We start from the raw sequence: 24,482 nt of genomic DNA, 5'->3' as shown, positions 1-24,482 counted from the left end.
ATGAACCAATTTGACGAAAAAGAGAAACAACATAATAAAGCAAAAGCAATTCTTTCAACCGGATTTTCGGTGACATCAATTGCAACTACAGTTGTAGCAGTCCCAATTGGACTAACAATTTTTGAGAAATCATTTAGTTCCCAAGTTTCAGGAGGAGTCGATAAAAACAAAGTCGTGGATTTAAAATCAGACTCAGATCTAATCTTCTCAGAAGAAGATTTTATAAGAGCAGTTGAAAATCTTAAACTTTTTGATAAATATAGACATCTAACAGCAAGAATGGCATTAGGACTTGCTAGGGAAGCAGCTAATGCCTTTAACTTTTTAGATACTTATGACTACACCCCAATTACAAAACATTCATTTAAGATTTCTTTGGATATTTCCGATGCCTTTGCGGCTAATAAAGAAGTAAAAGCGGTAGTAGTTAGTGCATATTCCCAAAAATATCAAGTTACCTATTCAAGACTAACTTCTCTAAAAGGTTGAAAAGAAGAAGATGATTTTGGCGATGATATTATAGATTATCAAATTAATCAAGAGCTTTCAGGTCTATCACTTTCTTCCTTAGCCCCTGAAAGCGCGCATCTTTTAGCCTCAGAAATGGCTTTTCGGCTTGATAATGACTTTCAAGTTGCATATAAAAAAACAGGATCAAGAGCCGAGGCTTTTCGCCAGGCCTTGATAAAAAATTATCTTGGTTATAACTTAGTTAACCGCCAAGGTTTGCCCACTATGCTCCAAAAGGGTTATGTGCTAGCCCCCAAAACAATTGAAAATAAAAATGCAAGCGAAGAAAAATTAGTAAATATAAATGAAAACGACCGCGCAAGGGTTAATAAACTACAAAAAGTAGAAAATTTAGCCTTTAAAAACTTAAGCGATCCAAATGGAACGCTTTCTATTACTTTTGAACTCTGAGATCCAAATGGTAAATTAGTATCCGAATACGATTTTAAAATTAAGGGAATCAAAAAACTTGATTTTGATCTTAAAAAACAAGAGGAAAAAGTACTTCAAAAAGTAACTGAATTTGTTGAGATTAAACCTTATGTTCAATTAGGTTTAATCCGTGATAATTTATCATTGTCTGAAATTATCTATAAAAATGATAATAATCCGGAGTATCTTAGGAAAATATTAGATAAACTAAAAGAACACAATAACAACAAAAAGGTGGATAATAATACATCCACTACTAAATTTCAAGAAGAGGATCTTAAAAACGAACCAAATTCTAATGGATCAGAGCAAGATTCTTTCGAGAAAGCAAAGGAAAATTTCCTTAGTTTTTTCGATCTAAGGTCGAGACTAATTCCAATTCCCGATCTTCCTTTATATTATCTTAAAGTTAATTCAATTAATTTTGATAGAAATATTGAAGAAAATGAAAAAGAAAAATTATTAGAAAATGAACAAGTAGTACTCAAAGTAGATTTTAGTCTTAAAAAAGTTGTTAGCGATATTAGAGCCCCTTATTTAGTTTCTAGTCAGGTTAGATCAAATTATCCCCCGGTTTTAAAAGCTTCGCTAGCAAAAATAGGTAAGGGGTCAAATTCAAAAGTTGTCCTTTTAGATCTTGGAAATTTATCTTCAAGATTTAAAGTTCAACTTGACTATAGTGCAAAACAAAGAGAAATAATTAATACTTTATTAAAGGAAAATCCAGAAAGAGAAAAAGAATTACAAGCTAAAATTGAAAGTAAGACGTTTAGCCCAATAGATCTTAACAATGACGATCTATTAGCAATCGAATTTCAATATGAGGATAACCCTGAAGGAGATTGAATAACTTTAGGGAGAATGGAAAAGTTAGTCAAAGAGGTTATCCAATATAAAAAGGAAGGTAAAACCTTCTTAGATGATGAAGTCGCGAAAACACTTTATTATTTAGATTTCCATCATCTACCTCAAAGTAAAAAAGACCTCGAAGAATATAAAGAGAAACACAAAAACAAGTTTATTAACGAAATAAAACCTGCTACAGCAACAAGTCAAGCAAAACCAGATCAAGCAAAAAATGAAAAAGAAGTAAAACCTGAATCAGCCCAAGCAGAATCTTCATCTTCAAATTCTAATGATTCTAATAGTAAAACCACTTCTTCTTCAAGTATGGCGGGTACAACCCAAAATAAATCTACAGAAACTCCAAATTCAAGTTCAAATTCAACACCAACAAGTTCAGCAACAACTTCAACAACAAGTTCAACACAAGCAGCAGCAACTTCAGCCTCTTCGGCTAAAGTAAAAACAACTAAATTCCAAGAGCAAGAAAAACAACAAGTAAAAGAACAAAAACAAAAACAAGAAAAAACAAAAGAAACTAACCAATTATTAGATACTAAAACAAATAAAGAAAACTTAGGACTTGGATTAATTCTTTGGGATTTCCTAGTAAATTCAAAATATAAAACTCTACCAGGAACTACCTGAGATTTCCTTGTTGAACCAGATAGCTTTAATGATCGTCTAAAAATAACAGCGATTCTAAAAGAAAATACTTCCCAGGCAAAATCAAATCCAGATAGTAAAAACCTAACTTCCTTAACCCGAAATCTTATAATAAAAGGGGTTATGGCTAATAAATACATTGACTACTTAGTCCAAGAAGATCCAGTACTTCTTGTAGATTATACAAGAAGAAACCAGATTAAAACAGAAAGAGAAGGGCAGCTAATTTGAAGTCAGTTAGCTTCCCCTCAAATGGCATCTCCTGAACCCGAAAAGACTAAGCTCGAGATCACCGAGGAGGGGCTCCGTGTTAAAAAAGGTGGGACTAAGATAAAAGAGGGAATAAAAAATGGAAGCAGCAGAGGTAATACCAATACTAACTCCAAACCAAATAAAAAGTTAGTACTACTAAAAGGGGCTATAAAAAACCCGGGAACAAAAAAAGAATGAATTCTTGTAGGATCTGGGATAAAAGACAACAATAACGGAGGCTCCAACAACAACTCCAATACCCAAATATGAATAACCCGGCTGGGAACATCTGTTGGTTCTTTAAAAACCGAGGGTGAGACAGTTCTTGGAATTTCGAATAATAATTCCCAAGGGGAAGTTCTCTGAACTACTATTAAATCCAAACTCGAAAACGAAAATCCATCAGATAACAATCAAATCCAATACTCCCCAAGTACGCATAGTCTAACAACCAATTCTCGATCAAATACCCAACAATCAGGGCGTAATCAAATTAAAATTACAAACACTCAAAGAAAAACAACTACTTCGCCAAGTCAAAATCTAAGCCAAAATCCTGATCCGAACCAAATTGATGTAAGACTTGGTCTACTAGTACAAGACAAAAAACTTCATCTTTGGTGGATTGCTAATGATAGCTCTGATGAGCCTGAGCATATAACAATTGATTTCGCTGAAGGGACAAAATTTAATTATGATGATTTAAATTATGTCGGAGGGCTTTTAAAAAATACTACAAATAATAACAATACCCAAGCCCAAGACGATGAAGGTGATGGATATCTGGCCCTAAAAGGATTAGGGATCTATGAATTTCCTGATGATGAAAGTATTGATCAAGCCGCTACTGTTGAAAAAGCAGAGAGATTATATAAACACTTTATGGGGCTATTTAGGGAATAAATGAACTTTTAAATTAAATAAATAATTAATAATTAATAATTAAAAAAATAAAAAAACACTATGGAAAATAGTGTTTTTTTCCTTAAAAACTTTTTCCTTAAAAACTTTTTCCTTAAAAACTTTTTCCTTAAAAACTTTTTCCTTAAAAACTTTTTCCTTAAAAACTTTTTCCTTAAAAACTTTTTCCTTAAAAACTTTTTCCTTAAAAACTTCTTTGAATTTTTCTAATTTCTGGTAGAATGATTTCTAATAACTGTAAGAGTCAAGAATTTTAATCCTCGCCTTAAAAACTTTTTTCTAAAAACTTCTTTGAATTTTTCTAATTTCTGGTAGAATATAAAAACTATTTGATTGGTTGGTGCTGGATTGTTGTGGGTAGTTTAAAAAATTAAAATTTAAATTAAAATTTAAAAAACTGTGTTTACACTAGAAAATGATTTTGCCCTGTCTTTTCAGTTTTTTTTTTTTTTTTTTTTTTTTTTAAATCTTCTCTAAATTTTTCTTTGTGGTATAATTAAAAATCCAATTGCTCTTTAAGCAGAGAATTAAAAAATACTTATAAAAATTAGAGCGGTTATGGTGTCCGCACTCGAAACTAAAAAAGGAGGTAGTACAAATAAAAAAATCTTCCCTTAATTTTTCTTTGTGGTATAATAATAGCCCTTTGTTCTTTCAAAACTTAACTTAATTGCATTTCGCCTTTGATTGTAATTGTTTTTTTTTGTTCTCCGAAAATAAAGTCGCTGTCTGGGGTTAGAATTTGATTGTTATCGAGTAAGTAGGATTCTAAGTTCAAAGTTCAAGAAATTTTGTTTTCCTGTTGTTTTTCAAGTTTTAAATTATTAATTAGTTTTGTTGAGTCTAAATTTGCATACTGAATTTGCGGAAAAATCAATCAATTTTTGTATTTTGCTTCACTAACTTTGAGTCACTTGTTATTAATATTTTCAGCTTTAATATTCACCCGTATATTATCTATTATTTTTTTTATGAATTCGTTCTTCTTAAATTTAGATGTATTTAGATTCTCACCCGCGTTTTTTAGCCCAAAATCTTCATTGTTTAAATTTGTATTTGTAGTTGCTTCATCAAGTTTGATTTCGTAATTATTATCTGAATTTTTTGCCAGGTTTGAAAAAGTTAAACTTTCGATTTTAGGAAAAATTTCTTTTTGATCACCGTTAGTTTCATTTATTTTTCAAAGTTGGAAATTTAGTTTTAATTCCCCCTTTTCATCATCAGGCTGCGCGCTGACAACATCAAAACCAAATTTATCTTTTTGATTATTATTTTCACTGTTGTTAAATTCTGCAAAAATTGATTTAAGACCCGCCCCAAAATTTTGATTGTTTAAAACATAACCTGATTCGTTAAAAAAAGGCAGAGAAATTACCTCTTTTTCTTTATTTAATAGTGCAAAAGCTAAAAATGAAGGAAAAATATGTTTAAAACTTTCCGGTAAACTTTTTGCCTTTAAATGTGATTTATTTTCTTGTTCTTCAGTATATAAAAGTCTAATTTTTTTTGAACTAGTGATTTTTTTATTGTCTTTCAAACTAAGCACTAAACCAACATTTTCAATTGGATTTTTGGTCTTGTTTTCTTTTTGTTGTGCATCAGAAAAATCAAGTTTTGCCTCGTATTCAGTATCATTAAAGTCTTGAATTGGTTTTACAAAGTTAACATAGCCTAAATCTTTTTTCTCGCCTTTTCCGCTATGAATAATTGTCAAAGGAAGGTCATTTTGGAGTGAAGTTGTAATATAAAGAGTGTTAGGCAGGGTGGAAAGATAGCCTTTTAGTTGCGCTAATTTGATATCATCATCTTTTTGATCCTCTTTTGGATTGAATGGTTTGACATCTATTTTTTCGACTTGATGGTCGTCTTCAGCTTGGGGTTTGTCTAATTCAGGCTGCGGATTTTCACCATTTGGTTTAGAAATTTCATCTTTTTGTTTAGCGATTTCATCTTTTTTTTCTACGGCCTCATTTTTTGGATTTTCTTCAATTTTTTCTTCAGAGCTTTCAGATTTTTTAGTGCTAACTTCAGATTTTTCAGTACTTGGTTTTTCCTCAGATTTTTTAGGATTTTCCACTTCTTTTCTTATAGTACCTTTATCCTCTTTTTGGTCTTTAGAAATTTTTGTTGTTGCAGGCGCCGTATTCGAGCAGCTTGCTGATAGGAAAAGAAGTGCAACCGGATTCAAAAGTAAGAAAATATATTTTTTTGTTTTTTTAGACTTCATATTTAATAATTTTACATCATTTTTGTAAAATTATTAAAAATTAGTAAATAAAGGTTAAATTTACTAATTTTTTTTGACTTGATCAAGATTTAAACTACCTTGAATTTCCTGAATTTGCTTTTGACCTAATAAAAAATCTTGACTTTGTGGAGTTAAAGTTTGATTTTTGTCTAATAAATAAGTTTCTAAATTTAGCTTTCAAGTAATTTTATTCCCGTTTTTTGTCAAAATTAAATTATCAATTGACTTGATAGGATTTAAATCTAAAAACATCAATTGCGGGTAAACAATTCAATTTCCAATCCTTAGATCACTTATTTTTATTAATTTTTTCTCGTTTTCAATAGTTGACCAAATATGCATTTTTTCAAATAAAATTTTTAAAAATGCATATTTGGTAAAGCTTGATTTCAATTTTTCATCTGTTAATTTATTTTTTAGATTGTCTTTTAAAAGATTTATCTCAAAATCTTTTTCAGCTAGTTTAAACTCGTAATTTTTACTGGAATTTTTCGCAAAACCAGAAATTTCTACTGTCTCAATTTCAGCAAAAGTTTCTTTTCTTTCAGTTCTATCCTTAATTTTTCACAGCCTTAGATTTAAACTTAATTTCCCGTTTTCATCATCAGCTTTGGCGCTTAAAACCTCAAAAGTATATTTATCCTTGTCGTTTTCTAGATTTTTAGATTTAAATTCTACGAGTTCATTCTGCAGACCAAAGCCAAATTTCCTATTTTTAAGAATAACTCCATCTTCATTAAAAAAAGGTAAGGAAACAACATTTTCTTTTTCGCGATTAAGGATTAAAAAAGCGATAAAAGATGGATAGATATTCTTGAATTCTTCAGGAAATTTAGTTTTTAAAATATAATTTTTTTCAGTTTTTTCTTGTTTCTGATAAAAAACAGTAACAACTTTGGAGAATTTTATATTAGGATTAGATTTTAACGATAAAATTAGTTTTACATTTTCAATTGGGTCTTTATTTTGTCCGTTTTTGTTGTATTTTGCATTAAAAAAGTCTAATTTTAGCTCATACTTTTCATTATCCTCCCCAATTGGATTTACAATATTATAATACGAAAGATTTTTGTATTCATTTGTTGCTTTATAAACTAATGTCATTGGGTTATCATTTTTTCGTGCGTTAGCAACCTGAATTTGATCTGGCAGATTTCCAAGATGAGCCTTTAATTCAGTAAGTAAAATTTCATTTTTATCTAGAGATTTAACAGGCTCATTTTTTTTCAAAATTTCTTCTTTTTTACGTGTTATTCCAACATCGGCTTTCTTAATTTCCTGCTGTTTTTCAGCTGGTTTTTGACTTGGTTTTAGATCAACATTTTTCTCATTTTGTCCAGGATTTTCTGTTTTTTTAATAGTTTTTTTTATTTCTACTTTTGGACTAGTTATTTCGGGCTGCTTTTTTGTATTAGTTTCAAGCTTTTCCTGTTTTTTTATAGTTTTAATTTCAATTTTTTCAACTTTTTCTGGTTTTTTTACAGGAACCACTTTTTTAGTCTCAGATTTTTCTTGTTCTTTTACCGTTTTAATTTCAATTTTTTCAATTTTATCTAGTTTTTCTTGGTCATCCTCAATTTTTTTAGTTTCATTTCCGGCTTTTATAACCTTAGAAACAGGATTTACATCCGGTAATTTTTGAACCTCAGAACAACCTTGAGAAATTGAAAAAATTGGTACTAAGGTTGTTAGTGTCCAAATTTTATAATTTCGCTTTGCTTTTTTCATTTTTAATGATTTTTTTATCTAAAAGGTTAAAAAATTTTTATTTTTGATTCAATTCTAAATTCTTTCACCTTTTCGTGACAAGGTACGAAAACCACTTTCAGTTACTAAAACAACATCCTCAATTCTTGCGCCTCCAAGTCCAGGGATATAAATTCCGGGTTCAACAGTTATTACCATTCCGGGCTCTAAAATTGTCTGGCTAGTTGAACTAACAACTGGCAATTCATGGATATCAATACCAACCCCGTGGCCAGTTGAGTGAATAAAATATTTTCCATAGCCTTGTTCGGTGATAAAATTCCGGCAAGCAAGGTCAATTTCGCTGGCTTTAACCCCAGGAGCAACTTTTTTTCTACCAATTTCAGCAGCTTTTTTTACTATTTCCAAAATTTCTAATTTTTTTTCACTAATCTGTCCAAGATAAGAAGTTCTTGTAATATCAGCGCAATAACCGTTAAAAAGCGCACCAAAATCAATTTTTAAAAGATCATTATCTAAAATTTCGGTTTCACTCGCCCTTCAATGCGGCATTGCCGAATTAGAACCAGTTGCAATTATTGAATCAAAGGATTCTTTTTCGGCTCCTAAAAGCTTCATTTGATAATTTAGGTTGACATCGATACTTTTCTCCGTCATTCCCGGTTTGATTTTTGGAAATATTTTATTATAAGCCGCGAGTGAGATTTCAACAGCTTTTTCGATATTTTTGATTTCTTCTTCTGTTTTTATAATTCGAAAAAGTTGGGCTTGTAACTTAACAAAATCGGCATTTGGAAATCAACTTCTTATTTTATCAAATTGTTCAATAGTTAAATATTCAGATTCAATGCCGATTTTTTGATACGGTTTTTTCTTGAAAAAATCTTCAAGATTTGCCTTGGTAGTTAAAAAAACCTGACAATTTTTAGCATCTTTTTCAGCTTTTTCAATATAACGACCATCAACAAACAAAAAAGCTTGATCTTTTTCAATAAATAAAATTCCATCGGAGGCCGCAATTTTCGTTAGTCAGAGTCGACTTTGGAATGAAAAAGAAATAATTACATCTAAATGGTTATCAAAAAACGCTTTTTCTAAATATTTGCGGTTCATTTTACTTTTTTTCTCTATGCAAAGTGTGTTTGTTGCATTTATGACAGTGTTTTTTGACTTCAATTTTTTCTGGTTTGGTTTTCTTGTTTTTTTTAGTAATATAATTTTCCATTTTACAGTCAGTGCATCTTAGAGTTAAACCTTCTCTTGCCATTGTTTTTCTCCTTTTTTCTAAATTTTATTATTTTGTTAGTTTAGAAATTATACCATAAATTTTCGCTTTTTCCATATCAACATTTTTCAGCAAAAAAATTTAGAAAAAATGTTAGGAAAAATTACTGTAATTGTTCTTTTAAAAGATCTTTTGCCTTTGAAAGTTCAACAGAAAAAATTGAACTTACTCCTCGTTTTTGCATCGTGATTCCTAAAAGTTGATCAACTCGGGACATCGTTCCGTGCCGATGGGTGATGATCAAAAACTGCGTTTTTTGTTTTAACTGCTTTAGAAATTCCACATATCTGATCACATTTGACTCATCAAGGGCAGCTTCAACTTCATCAAGAATGCAAAGCGGAATTGGTCTTGCCTTAATAATTGAAAACAAAAGTGAAATTGCAATAATTGCCTTTTCGCCCCCAGAAAAAAGCCTAATATTTTTGATAGTTTTTCCAGGTGGTTGGGCACTTATTTCAATCCCCGAATTTAAAATATCGTTTTTATCACTAAAATAAATTTTTGCACTTCCCCCACCAAACATATTCTGGAAAACAAGGTTAAACTCGGAATTAACTAGATCGACAATTTCCTGGGTTTTTCCAATGATAATTTTATCTAAATCCGAGATAACTTCTAAAATTTTTGACCTGGCAGTTTCAAGTTCATTTTGACTTTTTTTTAGTTTTTCGAGTCTTTGACTCGTTGTTTCAAAGTCATTAATTGCATCTAAATTAACATTTCCAAGCGCTTTAATCTCTAAATTTAGACTATTTACAAATTCGCGAGCATCTTTTTCTTGAATTTCAAGTTCATATTTTTGAGCTGCGCCTTCAAAAGTTAGACTGTATTTTTGGGATAAATTATTTCGTAAATTTGTAATTAAAAATTCATATTTGTCTTTGTAATTTTGATTTTGGTTAAGATCTGCGTTGATTTTTCGCTGTTTTTGGTTAAGTTCTTGAACTAAAACTGTAAGTTCTGAAATTTGATTATCGAGCTGTTTTTTTTCAGTTTTTAAAATTTTGCATTGATTTTCAAGTTCTAAAACCACATTTTCAAGTTCAATTTTTTCTTTTAAAGTTCGATTTAGACTTAAATTTAGGTCATCTTTTTGATTTAGACTCTCTTCAAGACCTTCATTTTGAGCTTTAATTTCGATTAATTCATTTTCAGAATTACTAAATTTTTGCTCTAAATCATTAAGATTAATATTAATTTGCTGTAAAAATACAGATTCTCTTGTAATTAACTGTTCAAATTCATTAGATTTAACTTTAAATTCTTGAATTTTTTCTTCAAAAAAATTCAAATTATTTGTTAGTTCATCGATTTTATACTGAATTGAAAAGGAAGAATCATTTTTTATCTTATGACCCCCAGAAATTATCCCGCTAGTTCTAATAACATCGCCGTCTAAAGTTACGATCATGTTTTTGTGGTTAAGGAAGTTTGCGATTCGATTTGCTGAATCAATTGTATCAGCAACAATAATCCCTCCTAGTAAAAAATCCGCTAAAATCTTGTATTTTTTTTCAAAATCGACTAAATTGCTAGCTAAATTTATAAAACCTTTTTGTGAATTTAGATGTTCAAGATATAAATCGGGAATAAATCGCGGTTTTAATGTTGAAAGGGGGATAAATGTTGCGCTTCCTGCATAATTTTTCTTTAGAAAATTAATTGCTGAAACTGCGGTTTCAGGTTGGTCAACAACAATTTGTTTTAAAGTTGGACCCAATGCGGCTTCAATTGCGCCTGTATATTTTGGGAAAATTTTGATTAAATCAGAGACAAGCCCACAATATCCAGGAAAAAGAAAGCTATTTTCGATAATGATTTTTGTCCCCTTTGGCAAAAAAGACATTGATTCTAAGGACTTTTTTAGCTCGGAGATTCTAGTTTGACTAATAATTTTTTCGGAATTTAGACTGTATAAATTCCTTTCAATTTCACCCTTTTGTGTCCTAAATGTATTAAGTTTTTCTTCAATTTCTAGTTTTTTGAGCTTGTTTTGGCTGATTAATTTTGCAAAATTGTCTTTTTGCGCGCTTATAAGACTATATTTTTGGCGCAAAGCAGCCATTTTTTGCTCAAAATTTACACTAATTTCACTTGATAAAATCATTTCTTGAAGTTGAGTTGCTTTTGCATAAGCTAAATTTAGGGTATTAATTTGCTCTTTTAGGCGGTGAATTTCGCGGTTTTTAGTGTTGATTTCAGCTTCAATTTCTGACCTTTTTTGTGTATTTGTAATAATTATTTTCTCATTTGCTTCAATTTCGCTGATAAATTTAGGTTCTTGAAATTTTAGATCATTTAATTTTTCCTGGACTTGATCTAATTCTGTTTGGTACTTTTTAATATCAGAGACAATTAAGCCGACTTCAACAGATTCTAATTGCTTTGATTTTTCGAGGTAAATTTTTGCATTTTCTGCTTGTTTTTCAAGCTGTTTTACTTGTTTTTCAAGCTCTTTTGTCCTGATTTCAATTTTTTCAATTGCGATCAAGGTTTGATCTAATTTTGTTAGAGCTTCAGTTTTATCAATTTTATATTTTGCAGTTCCGGCGACTTCCTCGATTACTTGTTTTCGTTGTTCAGGGCTTGATTCGGCGATTTCAGAAATCGTTCCTTGGGAAATAATTGCAAGTGAAGACTTGGAAATTCCAGCTTGAATTGCTAAATTTCTAATATCTTTATAGCGAACTAATTGATCATTATAAAAATATTCATTAGTTCCTTGTCCTCTTTTGATAACTCGGGAAATTGTGAAAATTTGGGCACTATCTTCACGAGTTTCATCTAAAAATGTCAGTTTTACCATCGCTTTATTAACAGGCATAACTGTTTTTGAGCCAGCAAAAATGACATCATCCATATTTTGGCCCCGTAATTGTTTAACTGATTTTTCGCCTAAAACTCATTTAATTGCATCATTTATATTGGATTTTCCAGAGCCATTTGGCCCAATTATTCCAACAATTGAACCATCAAATTTAATACTTACAGGTTCAGCAAAGGATTTAAAACCTTCAATTTCAATTTTTATTAACTTCATAATTTCACAGTCAGAAATACTAAAATTTTTCCTTATATATTATAATAAAAAATTTAAAAAAGTCTATAAAAAACAAGGTTTTTTTAACATTTTAATAAGACTTTTTTAGAAAGTCTTATTTTCTAATTTGAAATTAGAAAATAAAAACCTAAACTGAAATAAGTTTAGGTTTTTTATAATTATAAGTTATTAAAAAATTAGTTTGATTTAGAATCGGTACTTGATTGCTCAGAAGAATTTGTTTGCTCAGCTGGTTTTTGGTTTTCAGTTGTAGCTTTTGTTGAATCTGTTGAACCTGTTCCGCTTTCTTGTTTTTGACTAGAAGTATCTGTTTGTGGCATAGAACCTTGATCTTTTGGTTTTTCAGGTTTAGGAACTGAAGGGGTTTTACCTAGGCCTAGTAGAGTTAATATTTGTTCTGGTTTGAGATTCATTAAAATTTTAAATGTAGCACTGTCTTTTAATTTAGTTAAATCAAATGGACTTAGTATTGCATTTCTTAGTGTCAGAAATAGTATTTGAGGTGACATTTTGAATTCTTTTATTTCTTGATCAGTGTTTAATTCAGCAAAAAATGCTACCATTTTTCTTATGAATGAGTCAATAATTGTATCGAAAATCTTGATATTAGGTCTTGCGTAATCTTTCACTTTATTTTCGAGTTGTTCGATATCTTTTATAAGAGAACCAGCTGGTTTCCCTAAATAGCTGTTAATAATTGCTTTTACAAATGGATTTTTAACAGGTATTAACTCTCTAAAATCAAAATTATCGAAGATTGGTAAAGATACAATTTCTCGAACTATATTTCCAAAAGTGCGTTTGTCGTCTTTGATTGCAGCTTCTTGATCGGTGTCAAAAGTGGATTTTTGAGCAATAAATTCACTAGTTTGCTTATTTTCGTTTAATTTTTCAAGAAATTCTTTATTTGATTTTGCAAAAACACTTAGGTCAATAACTTTGGAATAGGTCGGTTTATTCTCATCAAAATCATCGAAATTTGTAGTATTTTTTAGCTCTTCAGCATTAGAATCATCTTTTTCTTCTTGGTCAAGAGTTAATTTTAACAAAAGTTGGTGAGCAATTTTTTTATAACCTTGAATTGAAGGGTGGAAGTCAAAATTTTTCGCCATTAAATTTTTATCAGAATCATTTCAAATACTTTTATCATAGACATCAATATAATTTACCTTATTTTTAATGGCGGTTTCACGAATAATTTTGTTAATTTTTTCGGGAATTTCATTGATAAAGTCCGTTTCAATTTTTGCATAAGTATATAAAAGATACTTTAAAATCTTAATAAAACCGGAATTTGGCAATTTATATCCAACTAAATTTATACTTAATTTTGGATTAAGCGCCTTTAATTCTTTAATTAAATTATCAAGATTTGTGTTTATTTCCTCAATTTTTTTATTAACTTCCGCCTTTAAAAGCATTCCTTTTTCTGCTAGGAAATTCGCTCTTTCATTTGGATCTAGTAATTTTTTTGCTTCCTCTGATTTTGGTTTTATTATACTTGCTCATTTTTTAAATTCATTAAAAATTGCTAAAAAAGGATCGTTAGCTCCCACTGACATTGTCAAAAGGTTTGCTTTTTTAACTTTTTCGACTAAACCAGGATAGGAATCCTTATTAAAATCACCAAAAACAGAGCCTATTTCATTATATTTTTCATTTCCTGAATAGTTTGTAACTAACGGATTATCGCTCATTTTTCCATTTGGATATTTGGTTGGATTAAGAAGGTAAAGTCAGTTTTCTGTTGTTGTCCCAGAAATTGCCAAATTATCATAAGAAACAAGTGAATTCTTATTAAGTTTTTGTAGATAATAAGCAAAATAAGCAGGATAAGATTGACCGCTTAAATTACCATCTTTATCTAAAGTACCTTGAAAATCACGGTATGTTTCTTCATTAAATCCAGCTGTTAGTGAATCACCTAGGGCTAAATAATTTACTTCTGAAAGCAAAGAATTTTTTTGCAAACAACCAGCTGAAATAAGAGTGGTGAAGACCGAAAAAGGCGCTAGTGTAAGCGAAGTTAGTCTTAAGAATTTTCTTGCTTTTTTCTTCATAATTTTTCCTTTTCTATATTTTTGATAGATGGACTAAATTTTACCATATTCCTAAAAAAAAAAAAAAAAAAAAAAGGTTAAAAAATTATATAAAAATCAACAAGATTTTTATATTTTCTAAATTAAAATTCAAAATTATTAAGAAACTTGTTTAAATGCGATAAAAATTTTTTTATTTATATTATTATTAACTTTAATGATTTTATAATTACAATTTTTACAATTTTGAACTTCATTAAAAACTTTGGGCCCTTTAATAAAAGCTAAAAGCGTTTTTGGAAAATGAATTTTTTTTGTAATTTTCTCAAGCTTTTCCAAATTTGCCACTGCTCTGGCAGTTATTATATCAAATTTTTGTGGATTAATTTCTTGAACTGGTTTGCAAATTAAATTGAATTTCAAATCTAATTTTTCAGAAACATCCTTTAAAAACTGGCATCTTTTTTGCATTGACTCAGAAATTGTTAGCTCAATTTCTGGGTTTGTAATCAAAAAAGGAATTGAAGGAAAACCTGATCCAGCCCCAATATCCAAAATTTTTAATTTTTTATTTTCTTTATTATTTACTAGACCAACAATGAAATTCATTGTAAAAATTGACTCAAAAATTCCCTCTTTTCAGAGAATATCACCAGAAAAAGCGGTTAAATTAAAGTTTTTATTACTAAATTCAATTAAATTTACGTATTTTTCTAAATTTTCAAAATCTAATTTAGGAAAGAATTCCTGAACTAATCGTTTATACATTTCAAATCTTTTAAAAAAGTGTTTAATTTAGGTTCTTTTTAATTAATTTTTGCTTAGTTTCTTCATAAATACTTGTAATTGAAGTCGAAAAAATGCAGGCTAAAATACTTTTTGACAAAAATTCGGCAAGCGAGGTTATCAAAAGTTTGGGAAACTTTTTAGCAAGTTTTTTATTATCAATTGAATCGGTAATTATTACTTTGTCAATATTAGGATTTTCCTGAAATTTTTCAAAACCATGACTAAAAACGCCGTGAGTAGCGGCTAGAACAACAGATTTTGCCCCTTTTTCTCTAATGACATTCGCTGCATTAATTATCGTCCCACCTGTATCGATAATATCATCAATTATTATACAATCTTTTCCATCTACATCGCCAATTAGTCCTAAAACTTCGGATTTATTAGCGCCTGTCCTTCTTTTGTCAATCACAGCAACATTTGTTTGTTTACCCAAAATTTCGGCTAGAATTCTTGCCCGAACCGCGCCTCCATGATCGGGACTGACAACAACATAGTCCTTATTTTTTCCGACAAGTTCGTTTGCAAGAATATACTGTCCATGAATTTCATCAACTGAAAAATCAAAAAAACCTTGAATACTTGGATTGTGAATATCTACTAAAATTAGCTTGGTTATTCCCGCTTTTTCAAGTAAATTTGCAACTAATTTTGCAGTAATTGGCTGTCTTCCTGATGATTTTCGATCTTGTCTTGCATAACCATAATAAGAAAGAATTACTATAATTTCTTGGGCATAACCTCTTTTTAACGAGTCAATGAAGATTAAAAGTTCCATAATATTTTCATTAACAGGGCGGGAGGTATTTGCAACTACAAAAACAGTCGAATTTCTAATTGTTTCTTTGGATTTTAGTAAAACTTCGCCATCAGCATAAACAATTCTTTCAATCCCAGAAAGTGGGATTCCTGTAATTTTCGAAATTTTTTTGGCTAAGTCAAGGGAATTTTCCATTCCAAAAAGGATGATATTTTTTTTTGCATCAATATTCATTTTATTTCTTTCTCCTTTTATATTATAATTAAAAATTGTATTATAATAAAACAAAATTATAATAAATTTTTATCTATTAATTATCAAAATTAACTATGTATTTAAAAATTCAGCAATTTTTACCGCGGTATTTAGAATTATTTCAGAAAACTATTAAAAAATTTAGTTTAGAATTAAATGTAGTAACAAAAAAAGGCAAAAATAAAATCAGTAATTTTGATTATTATCAAAATTTTGAAACAAATTATGAATTTTTGGTTGTTGATGAGCATAAACAAGCTGATTTTATTTTTGCTTTTTTTGTACTTTCAAGAAAAGAACAAACTTTTTATCTAAATCTGCCTTTTTTTAGTCAGTTTTTAGATAAAAACTGAATTAATATTATTGGTGAATTTATTCTCGATTTTATAGAAGAAAATTATCATTTTGAAACTTTTTATGTTCAAATTAGCAATTTGGACACAAAAATTAATAATTTTTTTCAAAAATTTGCCATATCTTTTGATGGCAATTCAAATACTTTTAAGTTTAATTTGGTAAAAAGATACGAATTTATCGACATTCACTGCCATCCTTTTTCAGAATATTTTCAAGATTCAAAAGCACAAGTTGATAATTGGTTTAAAAAAAATATTGGACTTATTTTCGTTGTTGGAACTTCATGAGAATATCTTGAAGAAATTAAAAAAATAGGTAATTATTCAAAAAAAATCTATAAAATCATAGGGATTCATCCAACTTTGGTCGCAGAAAATGATAATTTTTCCCTACTTGAAAATCATATTGATGATAAAGTTTTAGCCATCGGCGAAGTCGGTCTTGATTTTTACTATGAAAATAATCCGCCAAAAGATGTCCAAATAAAAGCGCTTTTGGATCAAATTCAAATCGCAAAATCAAAAAAAATCCCAGTTATGTTACATATTCGCGATAAGTCAGGTGAAAATCAAGCAATGAAATTAATTTCAGAAATTGTAACTAAATTTTCTAAAATTAATTTCATATTTCATAATTTTTCAACAAATTATGAAATATTTCAAAAATTAGTAAAGAAAAACAACTGTTTTTTTTCATTTTCGGGAGTTATTACCTTCAAAAAAAGCATTGAATTAAGAAGAATAATTAAAGAAACCCCGCTTGAGAAAATTTTTACCGAAACCGATGTGCCTTATTTAAGCCCTGAACCGAATCGCCAACTTTGACCAAATGTTTCTCCCCAAATTCAGTGAACTTATCAAACGATAGCAAATTTAAAAAATTTGACAAAAACAGAACTTTCTGAAATAATTTATAGAAATGTAAGGAAAATTTTTAAAGTAAAAAATGCAAAAACCGGTTCCTAAGAAGCATTTAGGTCAGAATTTTTTAAAAGATAGAAAAATTGCTGAAAAAATAGTTGAAAATATTGATCTTAAAAACAAAGAAATTATCGAAATAGGTTGTGGAACCGGTTTTTTAACAAATTTTTTACTTGAAAAAGCAAAATTTGTTACTTGTTATGAAATTGATAGAAATTTAATTCCAATTCTTGAAAAAAAATTCAAGAATAAAAATCTTCGTATAATTAACGAAGATTTTTTGCTCGCAGAACTCGAATTTAAAGAAAAAAAAACAATTATAGCCAACCTTCCTTACTATATTACCTCAAAAATTTTGTTTAAAATCTTTGCAAATTTTGAAAAATTTGATAAAATTATCTTAATGGTTCAAAATGAGGTCGCCGATCGAATAGTTGCCAAACCAAAAACACCAACTTATTCAAAATTATCGCTTGCATCACAATATATAGCGCATGTCAAAAAATTGTTTGTAGTTGGACCGGATTCGTTTTTTCCAAAGCCGAAAATCAATTCAGCTGTTGTTTTTTTTGATCTTAGAACAAACTTGGATGCCAAAAAAACGGAGCAATTTTTTTGGTTTACAAAAAAATGCTTTCAATTTAAACGAAAAACTCTATATAATAATCTTATTTTTTTTCTAAATAAGCAGCAAATTGAAAAAATTTATAATTTTTTTCAATTTGCTCAAAATATAAGACCTCAACAGCTTGATTTGGTAACTTATATAAGGTTAGCCGACTTTTATTTTAACAATATTTTTTAAAAAAAATATTTTGTTTTTTTAAAAAATATTGTATAATTTTAATACATTCTTGACAACCAAAAATTTGGTTGCTTATTTATTATTTTTTCTTATTTTTTTTGCACTCAAAACCACTAAAATGAAAGGCTGATTATGAGACAGACAACTTTTGTCAAGCACCAAGAAGTCAAGCAAAAATGGTTTGTAATTGATGCAGAATCCAAAATTCTGGGTCGTTTAGCCGCTTTTGTTGCTTCGCGTTTACGCGGAAAGCATTATCCGCATTTTACACCTAATGTTGATATGGGTGACAAAATTATTATTATTAATGCTGAGAAAATTTTGTTGACCGCAAAAAAAGAAGAGCAAAAGTTATACTATAATCACTCCGGATATCCTGGTGGTCTAAGAGTGAGAACAGCCCGTGAAATGCGCGCGAAAAAACCGATTGCTTTATTAGAAAGAGCCATTTATGGTATGATTCCGCATACAAAATTAGGGGATAAGCAGCGCAAAAATCTTTATGTCTATTCAGGATCAGAACATCCACATTTAGGTCAAAATCCGGAAAAATTAGAGGTAAAATAGAAAATGAATCAACCAGAATTATCATATTATGGAACTGGACGTAGAAAATCATCAGTTGCCCGAGTAACTTTAAAACACGGAAATGGTCAATTTAAAATTAATAACCGTGTTGCAAAAGAGTACTTAAAATCCGATATTTTGATTAAAGATGCGTTGCAGCCGTTGTCAATTACAAACACAGTTTCAGAATTCAACATTAGAGTTAATGCTCATGGGGGAGGAATTTCGGGGCAAGCCGGCGCAATTCGACTTGGAATTGCCCGTGCCTTGTTGAAAGTTTCTGCAGACTACCGGCCAGGATTAAAAGTTGCTGGGATGTTAACTCGAGATGCCCGTGCCAAAGAACGGAAAAAATTTGGACTAAGAAAAGCCAGAAGAGCAAGGCAATTTTCAAAACGTTAATTCATTTTTTAAAAAATTTGTTATAATTTTAATGAATTAACATAAAAACTATTAAAAAATAGTTATTTACGGGAGCGTAGCTCAGATGGTTAGAGCACACGACTGATAATCGTGAGGTCGATGGTTCGATCCCATTCGTTCCCACCATATCAAATTATTTTGGAAAATCCCTTTTTTAGGGATTTTTTTATTTTCTAATTCATTTTTTATTATCAAGGTCGAAAACTCTAGAAACTTTTCCTGTTCCAGGTCCGAAATTAAAAATTTTGGTTATTTGCCAAAATTTTCTTTTTGCAGAAACAAGATCTAGAGGTTTTTCATTGGAAATATTTGCACTTGTGACAAATGCTGGCCCGTTTTTTTTAAGAAGTTTAAGAAGTTTGACCTGGTTTGGGATGCGAAAAGATTGATTTTCTATTATTAAAGTGGTAGCTCCAGGCCAGATTTTTTTTGTAATTTTCTTTAATTTTTTATAATTTTCTTGTTTTATTAGTGGTTTTATTTGTTCTAAATTAGCTACTAAAGTAACAATTTTTTTTGAAAAATCGCGTTTTTTGATTACAAAAATTGCATCTAAATCGCAATTTTTGTAAAAACTGGCAATTCCCGGAACTGTATCTGTTGTTGTCAGAAAAAGTTTTTGGTATTTCTTTATTTCTAATTTGAAAATATGAAAATTTTGTTTAAATCAAGAAGCAAAATTTTCATCATTTTCAATAAAAATTATAATATCCTTAAAACTATATTTTCAGAATAACAAGTGAAAATTATTTACCATTTTTAAACAAAATACTTTATTTTTCAGCATTTTTTGCTGAAAAATTTGTTTTTCTAAAAGTAAATTTTGCTCAATAAGTCAATAAATAAAATTTTCAAAATAACTTAATTTTAAAATAAATTTTAGATTAAAATTAAGGTATTTTGGTATATTTTTTTGAAAACATATTGTAAAAATTGGGATTTTCACTTTTATTTTCTTTTGACTTTGTGAATCTAAAAAGGTCAAATTAGCACCTTTTTGCCCAAAAATTATCTGAATTTTTGTATTCATAGCTGAATTTCTTATAATTTATTAAATTTTTAATTTAATTTCGGCAATCAAATCACGAATTTGAATTGCTTCCTCAAAACGGTTTGCATCTGCGGCTATTTTCATTTCTTTCTCGAGAATTTTGATGTAATTTTCCATCTCTTTTTTGTCTTTTTGTTTTTCACGAAGGACTTTGCTGATTTTCAAACTGTTTGGATTGATGCTGTCGGGAATCGGTTTTTTTATTGTTTTTGGGATAATTTTGTTTTTTTGGTTGTATTCAATTTGAATTTTTCTTTTATTTTCATTATCTTTTAAAACTTTTTCAATAGTTTCAGTGACTGTATCGGTAAAAAGGATAACTTTTCCATGATCGTTACGGGCAGCCCGCCCGATAATTTGGATTAGAGAAGATTCTGATCGCAAAAAAGAAACAAGACCGGCTTCAAGAACAAAAATCAAAGAAACTTCCGGGATATCAACGCCTTCACGAAGTAAATTTATCCCGACAATTGCATCATAAATTCCTTTTCGAAGCTTAATTATGATTTCATCGCGCTCAAAAGTCGTCATTTCTGAGTGCAAATAATAGACATTTTGTAATTTTTCTTCCTGGAGATACTTGCTGATTTCTTCGGCCAGTCGTTTTGTGGTAGTTAAAATGAGACTTCTTTCTTTTTTTTCCTTCTGTTTTAGCAAATACTGAAAAATTTTCTCCATTTGATTTTTGGTAGATTCAATTACTATTTCTGGATCAATTAGTCCAGTTGGTCTGATAATTTGCGAGACAATTTCGCCATTTGTTTTATCAATTTCATAGCTGGCCGGTGTGGCTGAAACATAAATTTTTGCCTGTTGATATTTCTCAAATTCACTGAGTTTTAAGGGCCGATTATCAAGAGCTGAAGGTAGTCGATAACCATAGTCAACCAAGGTTTGTTTTCGGCTTCGATCACCTTCATACATGCCCTTAATTTGGCTGATCATAATATGGGATTCATCAATAAAAATTAGGCCGTCTTGGGGTAAATAATCTAGTAAACTAAATGGTTTTTCGCCTTTTTGGCGTCCGTCAATATGGCGGGCATAATTCTCAATTCCTGAACAAATTCCGAATTCAGAAAGCGAGTCAATATCATTATTGACTCGGTCTTTTAGTCGTTGTTTTTCGACTAATTTATTATTTTTTTCAAAAAATTCGAGCTGCTCACCCAGCTCAATTTTGATGGTTTCGATCGCTCTGTTAATTATATTTTTTTTCACACTATAAGCAGTTGCGGGATAAACTGTGAAAGAATTATATGATTTTATTATTGATTTTGAAACTGGATGAATTATGTTTATTGCCTCAATTATATTTCCAAAAAATTCCACTCTGATATTAAAAGCATCGCTTCAAGCTGGAAAAATTTCTAAAACATCACCTTTTAAAGAAAAAATTCCCGGTTTTTGCTCAATTTGATTATTTTCATACTTGATTCTGGCAAGTTTTAGGGCTAATTCATTTGGTTTTATTTCCTGATCTACCTCTAAAACTAAGAAATTATCCTGATATTCATCCGGGTTTAAGGTCCCATAAATTGCAGCAACTGAGGCAATAACGATTGTATCATTTCGCATCATCAAGGCGTTTAGGGCTGACATTCGCATAGTTTCAAGGTCAAAATTTGTTTTACTAGTTTTTTCTAAATAGACATCTTTTGTTGGCAAATAAGCTTCTGGCCGGTAAAAATCAAAGTAGGAAATATAAAATTCAACGCGGTTTTCCGGGAAAAACTCTTTAAATTCACTATATAATTGTGAGGCTAAAGTTTTATTATGTGATAAAATTATTACTGGTTTGTTAAAATAGGCAATTACATTCGCCATTGTAAAGGTTTTTCCAGATCCTGTTACTCCAAGCAAAACTTGGGATTTTTTTCCGGATTTTATCCCGTTGATTAAATTTTTTATTGCTTTTGGCTGATCACCGCTTGGTTTATAATTTGCAACTAGTTTGAATTTTTTAAATTCTTTTTCAATTAACATATTAAAACCGATTACTTTTTTAAAATTTTTTAAGAAAATTTTAACACAAAACATCTTTGTTTTTAAGCATTTTTTGGTTTTTATATTCAAAAAATGCTTTTGGAATTAGTACTTTTTTAAATATTTCTAATTTTTCCTTTTTAGAAAAGTCACTTTTGGCTTTTAATTTTAAAAATTTATGCTATAATTTAGGTAACTATCATGTTAGATCACCGAGCTATTGAAAAAAAGTGACAAGATTACTGGTATAAAAATAAGGTTTTCAAAACAACCGAGACATCTAGAAAAAAAGCCTATATTCTCGATATGTTTCCCTATCCTTCGGCTTCTGGTCTGCATCTAGGCCATCCGATTGGCTATACGGCTTCTGATATTGTTGCTAGATTTAAACGTTTAAATGGTTTTGACGTGCTTCATCCGATGGGTTGGGATGCTTTTGGTTTGCCTGCAGAGCAATATGCGATAAAAACAGGTAATCATCCGGGTGAATTTACAAAAAGAAATATTGAAAATTTTAAAAAACAAATAATTTCTTTTGGATTTTCTTATGATTGGGATAAGGAAATTAACACCTCTGATCCAGAATTTTATGTCCAAACTCAGTGGATTTTTAAACTATTATATAAGGCAAATTTAGCTGAGATTCGCGAAGTTGAAGTCAATTGATGCCCGGAATTAGGCACTGTTTTAGCAAATGAGGAATTAAAAAGGGAAAAAAATGGTGCGCTTGTCAGTGAAAGAGGAAATTTTCCTGTAATTTTAAAAAAAATGAAACAGTGAGTTTTAAAAATCACTGAATATGCACAGAAATTACTTGATGGACTTGATCAAGTTGATTTTCCTGATTCTTTAAAAACTTTACAAAAAAAATGAATCGGTAAATCAAAAGGGTGAAAAATTAAATTTTTAATTGAAAAAACCGGTGAATTTCTTGAAATTTTTACAACAAAAATCGAAACTTTTTATGGAGTAAGTTTCCTAGCCCTTGCACCTTTACATAATTTTGCTCAAAAATTGGCTAAAAATAAGGAAAAAATCAGCCAATTTATTGAGCAAAACAGCTTTTCAAGTCCAAAATTACAAAGTAAAATGACAGGAATTTTCACTGGATTATATGCGGTTCATCCTTTAAATTCAAGTAAAATTCCGATTTATATTACAAATTATGTTCTAAATAACTATGCAACTTCTGCAATTATGGGGGTTCCTGCCCATAATTTAGCTGATTTAGAATTTGCTCAAATTTTCCAAATTGATTATGTTAAAGTAATAAATCAAGAAAATTTACTTATAAATTCTGCAGAATTTTCTGGTTTGACTATTAAAGAGGGAGCAAATTCTATTTTCAGTAAGCTAAATTCAATGAATTTAGTTCAAAAAACTACAATTTTTCGACTAAAAGATTGAGTTTTTTCCCGTCAGAGATACTGAGGAGAACCTTTTCCGGTTTATTTTGATGAAAAAGGAAAGATTTATCTTGAAGAGAAAATAGTTGAGCTCCCACATACTGATAAAATTATGCCTTCTGGTGATGGCCAGTCCCCACTTGCATCGATAAAAGACTGAGTTTTCTTTGAAAAAAATGGGAAATACTACCGCCGGGAAACAAATACAATGCCACAATGAAGCGGAAGCTCATGGTATTATCTAGCTTTTATTTTAAAAGAAAAAGATAAATATTTGCCGCTTGATTCAAAAATTGCCTATGATAAATTCAAAAAATGGCTGCCAGTTGATCTTTATATAGGGGGTCAGGAGCATGCGGTTGGCCATTTAATTTATTCCCGTTTTTGACATAAGGTTTTATTTGATGCGGGGATAGTTCCAAATTCTGAACCTTTTCAAAAAATAATTCATCAAGGAATGTTACTAGGTTCTGATGGTCAAAAAATGTCGAAATCTAAAGGAAATACGATAAATCCTACGGAAATCATAGACAAATTTGGCGCTGATACAATTAGAATTTTTTTAATGTTTATGGGTCCGATTGGGGATCTTCGACTTTGAGATGAAAATGGAGTAGTTTCAATTTTTAACTGAATTCAACGGGTACAAAGAACAATTTTAGCTGACTATAAAATTGACCCCGAACTTGAAAAAGACTATGAATTTACGTATTTTTTCAATAATTTTGTTTTCGAAATCACAAATTTAATCGAAACTTTTAAGTTCAATGTGGCAATTTCAAAATTAATGGTTTACATTAATTTTCTAAATAAAAAGCAAAAAATTCCTTCAAAAAATTATCTGACAGATTTTTTAATTATTTTCTCAGTTTTTGCACCGCATACAGCAGAAGAATTACTTGAAAAATTAGGACAAAAACCCTTAAATTTCCAGATTTGACCTCAATTTGATCGGTCAAAAATTTTTAAAAATACTTTTCATTTACCTGTTTCAATTAATGGGAAAAACCGCGGAATTCTCGAATTAACAGATGAAAAATCACAAGAAGAAATCATCGAGATTGCCAAAAAAGACTATAAAATACGTAACTATTTGCAAAATAAGCAAATAATAAAAGTCATTTATATCCCGAGAAAAATTCTAAATTTTATTCTCAAAAATAATTAAAATATGAAAAAATTTTTATTTCCCTTTT

At 29.6% G+C, this 24,482-nt stretch carries 16 protein-coding genes and 1 tRNA gene; 7 read left to right on the top strand and 10 right to left on the bottom strand.

The window, feature by feature from the left end; translation table 4 throughout:
* Positions 1–3,606 (top strand): P110/LppT family adhesin N-terminal domain, encoded by a 3,606-nt coding sequence (locus MHJ_RS03505; protein ID WP_044284734.1) that lies wholly within the window; start codon positions 1–3, stop codon positions 3,604–3,606.
* Positions 3,607–4,285: 679 nt separating this feature from the next.
* Here the strand turns inward: MHJ_RS03505 and MHJ_RS03500 are convergent.
* From MHJ_RS03500 to MHJ_RS03465, 8 genes are all read right to left on the bottom strand, one after another.
* The gene (locus MHJ_RS03500; RefSeq protein WP_148166910.1) at positions 4,286–5,851 is read right to left on the bottom strand and encodes an LppA family lipoprotein; all 1,566 of its coding nucleotides are present in this window, start codon (positions 5,849–5,851) and stop codon (positions 4,286–4,288) included.
* Between the two features lie 63 nt (positions 5,852–5,914).
* Complete coding sequence (locus MHJ_RS03495) at positions 5,915–7,600, bottom strand: LppA-related lipoprotein (protein WP_044284733.1); 1,686 nt, start codon at positions 7,598–7,600, stop codon at positions 5,915–5,917.
* 54 nt (positions 7,601–7,654) lie between these two features.
* Positions 7,655–8,692, bottom strand: a complete 1,038-nt coding sequence (locus MHJ_RS03490) for an aminopeptidase P family protein (RefSeq protein ID WP_011284380.1) — start codon at positions 8,690–8,692, stop codon at positions 7,655–7,657.
* Position 8,693: 1 nt separating this feature from the next.
* Positions 8,694–8,846 (bottom strand): 50S ribosomal protein L33, encoded by a 153-nt coding sequence (gene rpmG / locus MHJ_RS03485; RefSeq protein WP_011206510.1) that lies wholly within the window; start codon positions 8,844–8,846, stop codon positions 8,694–8,696.
* Between the two features lie 121 nt (positions 8,847–8,967).
* The gene (locus MHJ_RS03480) at positions 8,968–11,907 is read right to left on the bottom strand and encodes an AAA family ATPase (RefSeq protein WP_011284379.1); all 2,940 of its coding nucleotides are present in this window, start codon (positions 11,905–11,907) and stop codon (positions 8,968–8,970) included.
* A gap of 197 nt (positions 11,908–12,104) precedes the next feature.
* A complete protein-coding gene (locus MHJ_RS03475) occupies positions 12,105–13,988 on the bottom strand; it encodes an SGNH/GDSL family surface lipase p65 (protein WP_011284378.1) in 1,884 nt (627 codons plus the stop codon).
* A 138-nt stretch (positions 13,989–14,126) separates the two neighbouring features.
* Positions 14,127–14,735 carry a 16S rRNA (guanine(527)-N(7))-methyltransferase RsmG gene (gene rsmG / locus MHJ_RS03470; protein WP_011284377.1) on the bottom strand — a complete coding sequence of 203 codons (609 nt, stop codon included), beginning with the start codon at positions 14,733–14,735 and terminating at the stop codon, positions 14,127–14,129.
* Positions 14,736–14,757: 22 nt separating this feature from the next.
* The gene (locus tag MHJ_RS03465) at positions 14,758–15,750 is read right to left on the bottom strand and encodes a ribose-phosphate pyrophosphokinase (protein WP_014580023.1); all 993 of its coding nucleotides are present in this window, start codon (positions 15,748–15,750) and stop codon (positions 14,758–14,760) included.
* Between the two features lie 95 nt (positions 15,751–15,845).
* Between MHJ_RS03465 and MHJ_RS03460 the strand changes: the two genes are divergently transcribed.
* The 5 genes from MHJ_RS03460 to MHJ_RS03440 all read left to right on the top strand — a co-directional run bounded on the left by MHJ_RS03460 (position 15,846) and on the right by MHJ_RS03440 (position 18,969).
* The gene (locus MHJ_RS03460; protein WP_044284732.1) at positions 15,846–17,093 is read left to right on the top strand and encodes a TatD family hydrolase; all 1,248 of its coding nucleotides are present in this window, start codon (positions 15,846–15,848) and stop codon (positions 17,091–17,093) included.
* Positions 17,074–17,853: a 16S rRNA (adenine(1518)-N(6)/adenine(1519)-N(6))-dimethyltransferase RsmA gene (rsmA, locus tag MHJ_RS03455; RefSeq protein ID WP_044284731.1), complete on the top strand. Its 780-nt coding sequence runs from the start codon at positions 17,074–17,076 to the stop codon at positions 17,851–17,853. Before MHJ_RS03460 ends, rsmA begins: the two co-directional genes overlap by 20 nt.
* Positions 17,854–17,985: 132 nt before the next feature.
* Positions 17,986–18,420 (top strand): 50S ribosomal protein L13, encoded by a 435-nt coding sequence (rplM, locus tag MHJ_RS03450; protein WP_011284373.1) that lies wholly within the window; start codon positions 17,986–17,988, stop codon positions 18,418–18,420.
* A gap of 3 nt (positions 18,421–18,423) precedes the next feature.
* The gene (rpsI, locus tag MHJ_RS03445; RefSeq protein WP_011206502.1) at positions 18,424–18,822 is read left to right on the top strand and encodes a 30S ribosomal protein S9; all 399 of its coding nucleotides are present in this window, start codon (positions 18,424–18,426) and stop codon (positions 18,820–18,822) included.
* Positions 18,823–18,892: 70 nt separating this feature from the next.
* A tRNA-Ile gene (locus MHJ_RS03440) sits at positions 18,893–18,969 on the top strand.
* 40 nt (positions 18,970–19,009) lie between these two features.
* Here the strand turns inward: MHJ_RS03440 and MHJ_RS03435 are convergent.
* Together MHJ_RS03435 and uvrB are read right to left on the bottom strand one after the other, a co-directional pair.
* Positions 19,010–19,873 (bottom strand): Sua5/YciO/YrdC/YwlC family protein, encoded by an 864-nt coding sequence (locus tag MHJ_RS03435; protein ID WP_011284372.1) that lies wholly within the window; start codon positions 19,871–19,873, stop codon positions 19,010–19,012.
* A 21-nt stretch (positions 19,874–19,894) separates the two neighbouring features.
* On the bottom strand, positions 19,895–21,934 hold the full coding sequence (gene uvrB / locus MHJ_RS03430; protein WP_044284730.1) for an excinuclease ABC subunit UvrB: 2,040 nt from the start codon (positions 21,932–21,934) through the stop codon (positions 19,895–19,897).
* Positions 21,935–22,081: 147 nt separating this feature from the next.
* Between uvrB and leuS the strand changes: the two genes are divergently transcribed.
* A complete protein-coding gene (leuS, locus tag MHJ_RS03425; RefSeq protein WP_011284370.1) occupies positions 22,082–24,454 on the top strand; it encodes a leucine--tRNA ligase in 2,373 nt (790 codons plus the stop codon).
* Positions 24,455–24,482: the final 28 nt, after the last annotated feature.

Source organism: Mesomycoplasma hyopneumoniae J (assembly GCF_000008205.1).
Taxonomy (GTDB): domain Bacteria; phylum Bacillota_I; class Bacilli_A; order Mycoplasmatales; family Metamycoplasmataceae; genus Mesomycoplasma; species Mesomycoplasma hyopneumoniae.
The sequence above is the reverse complement of the archived record's forward strand: the minus strand, read 5'-3'. Positions and strand labels throughout refer to the sequence as shown.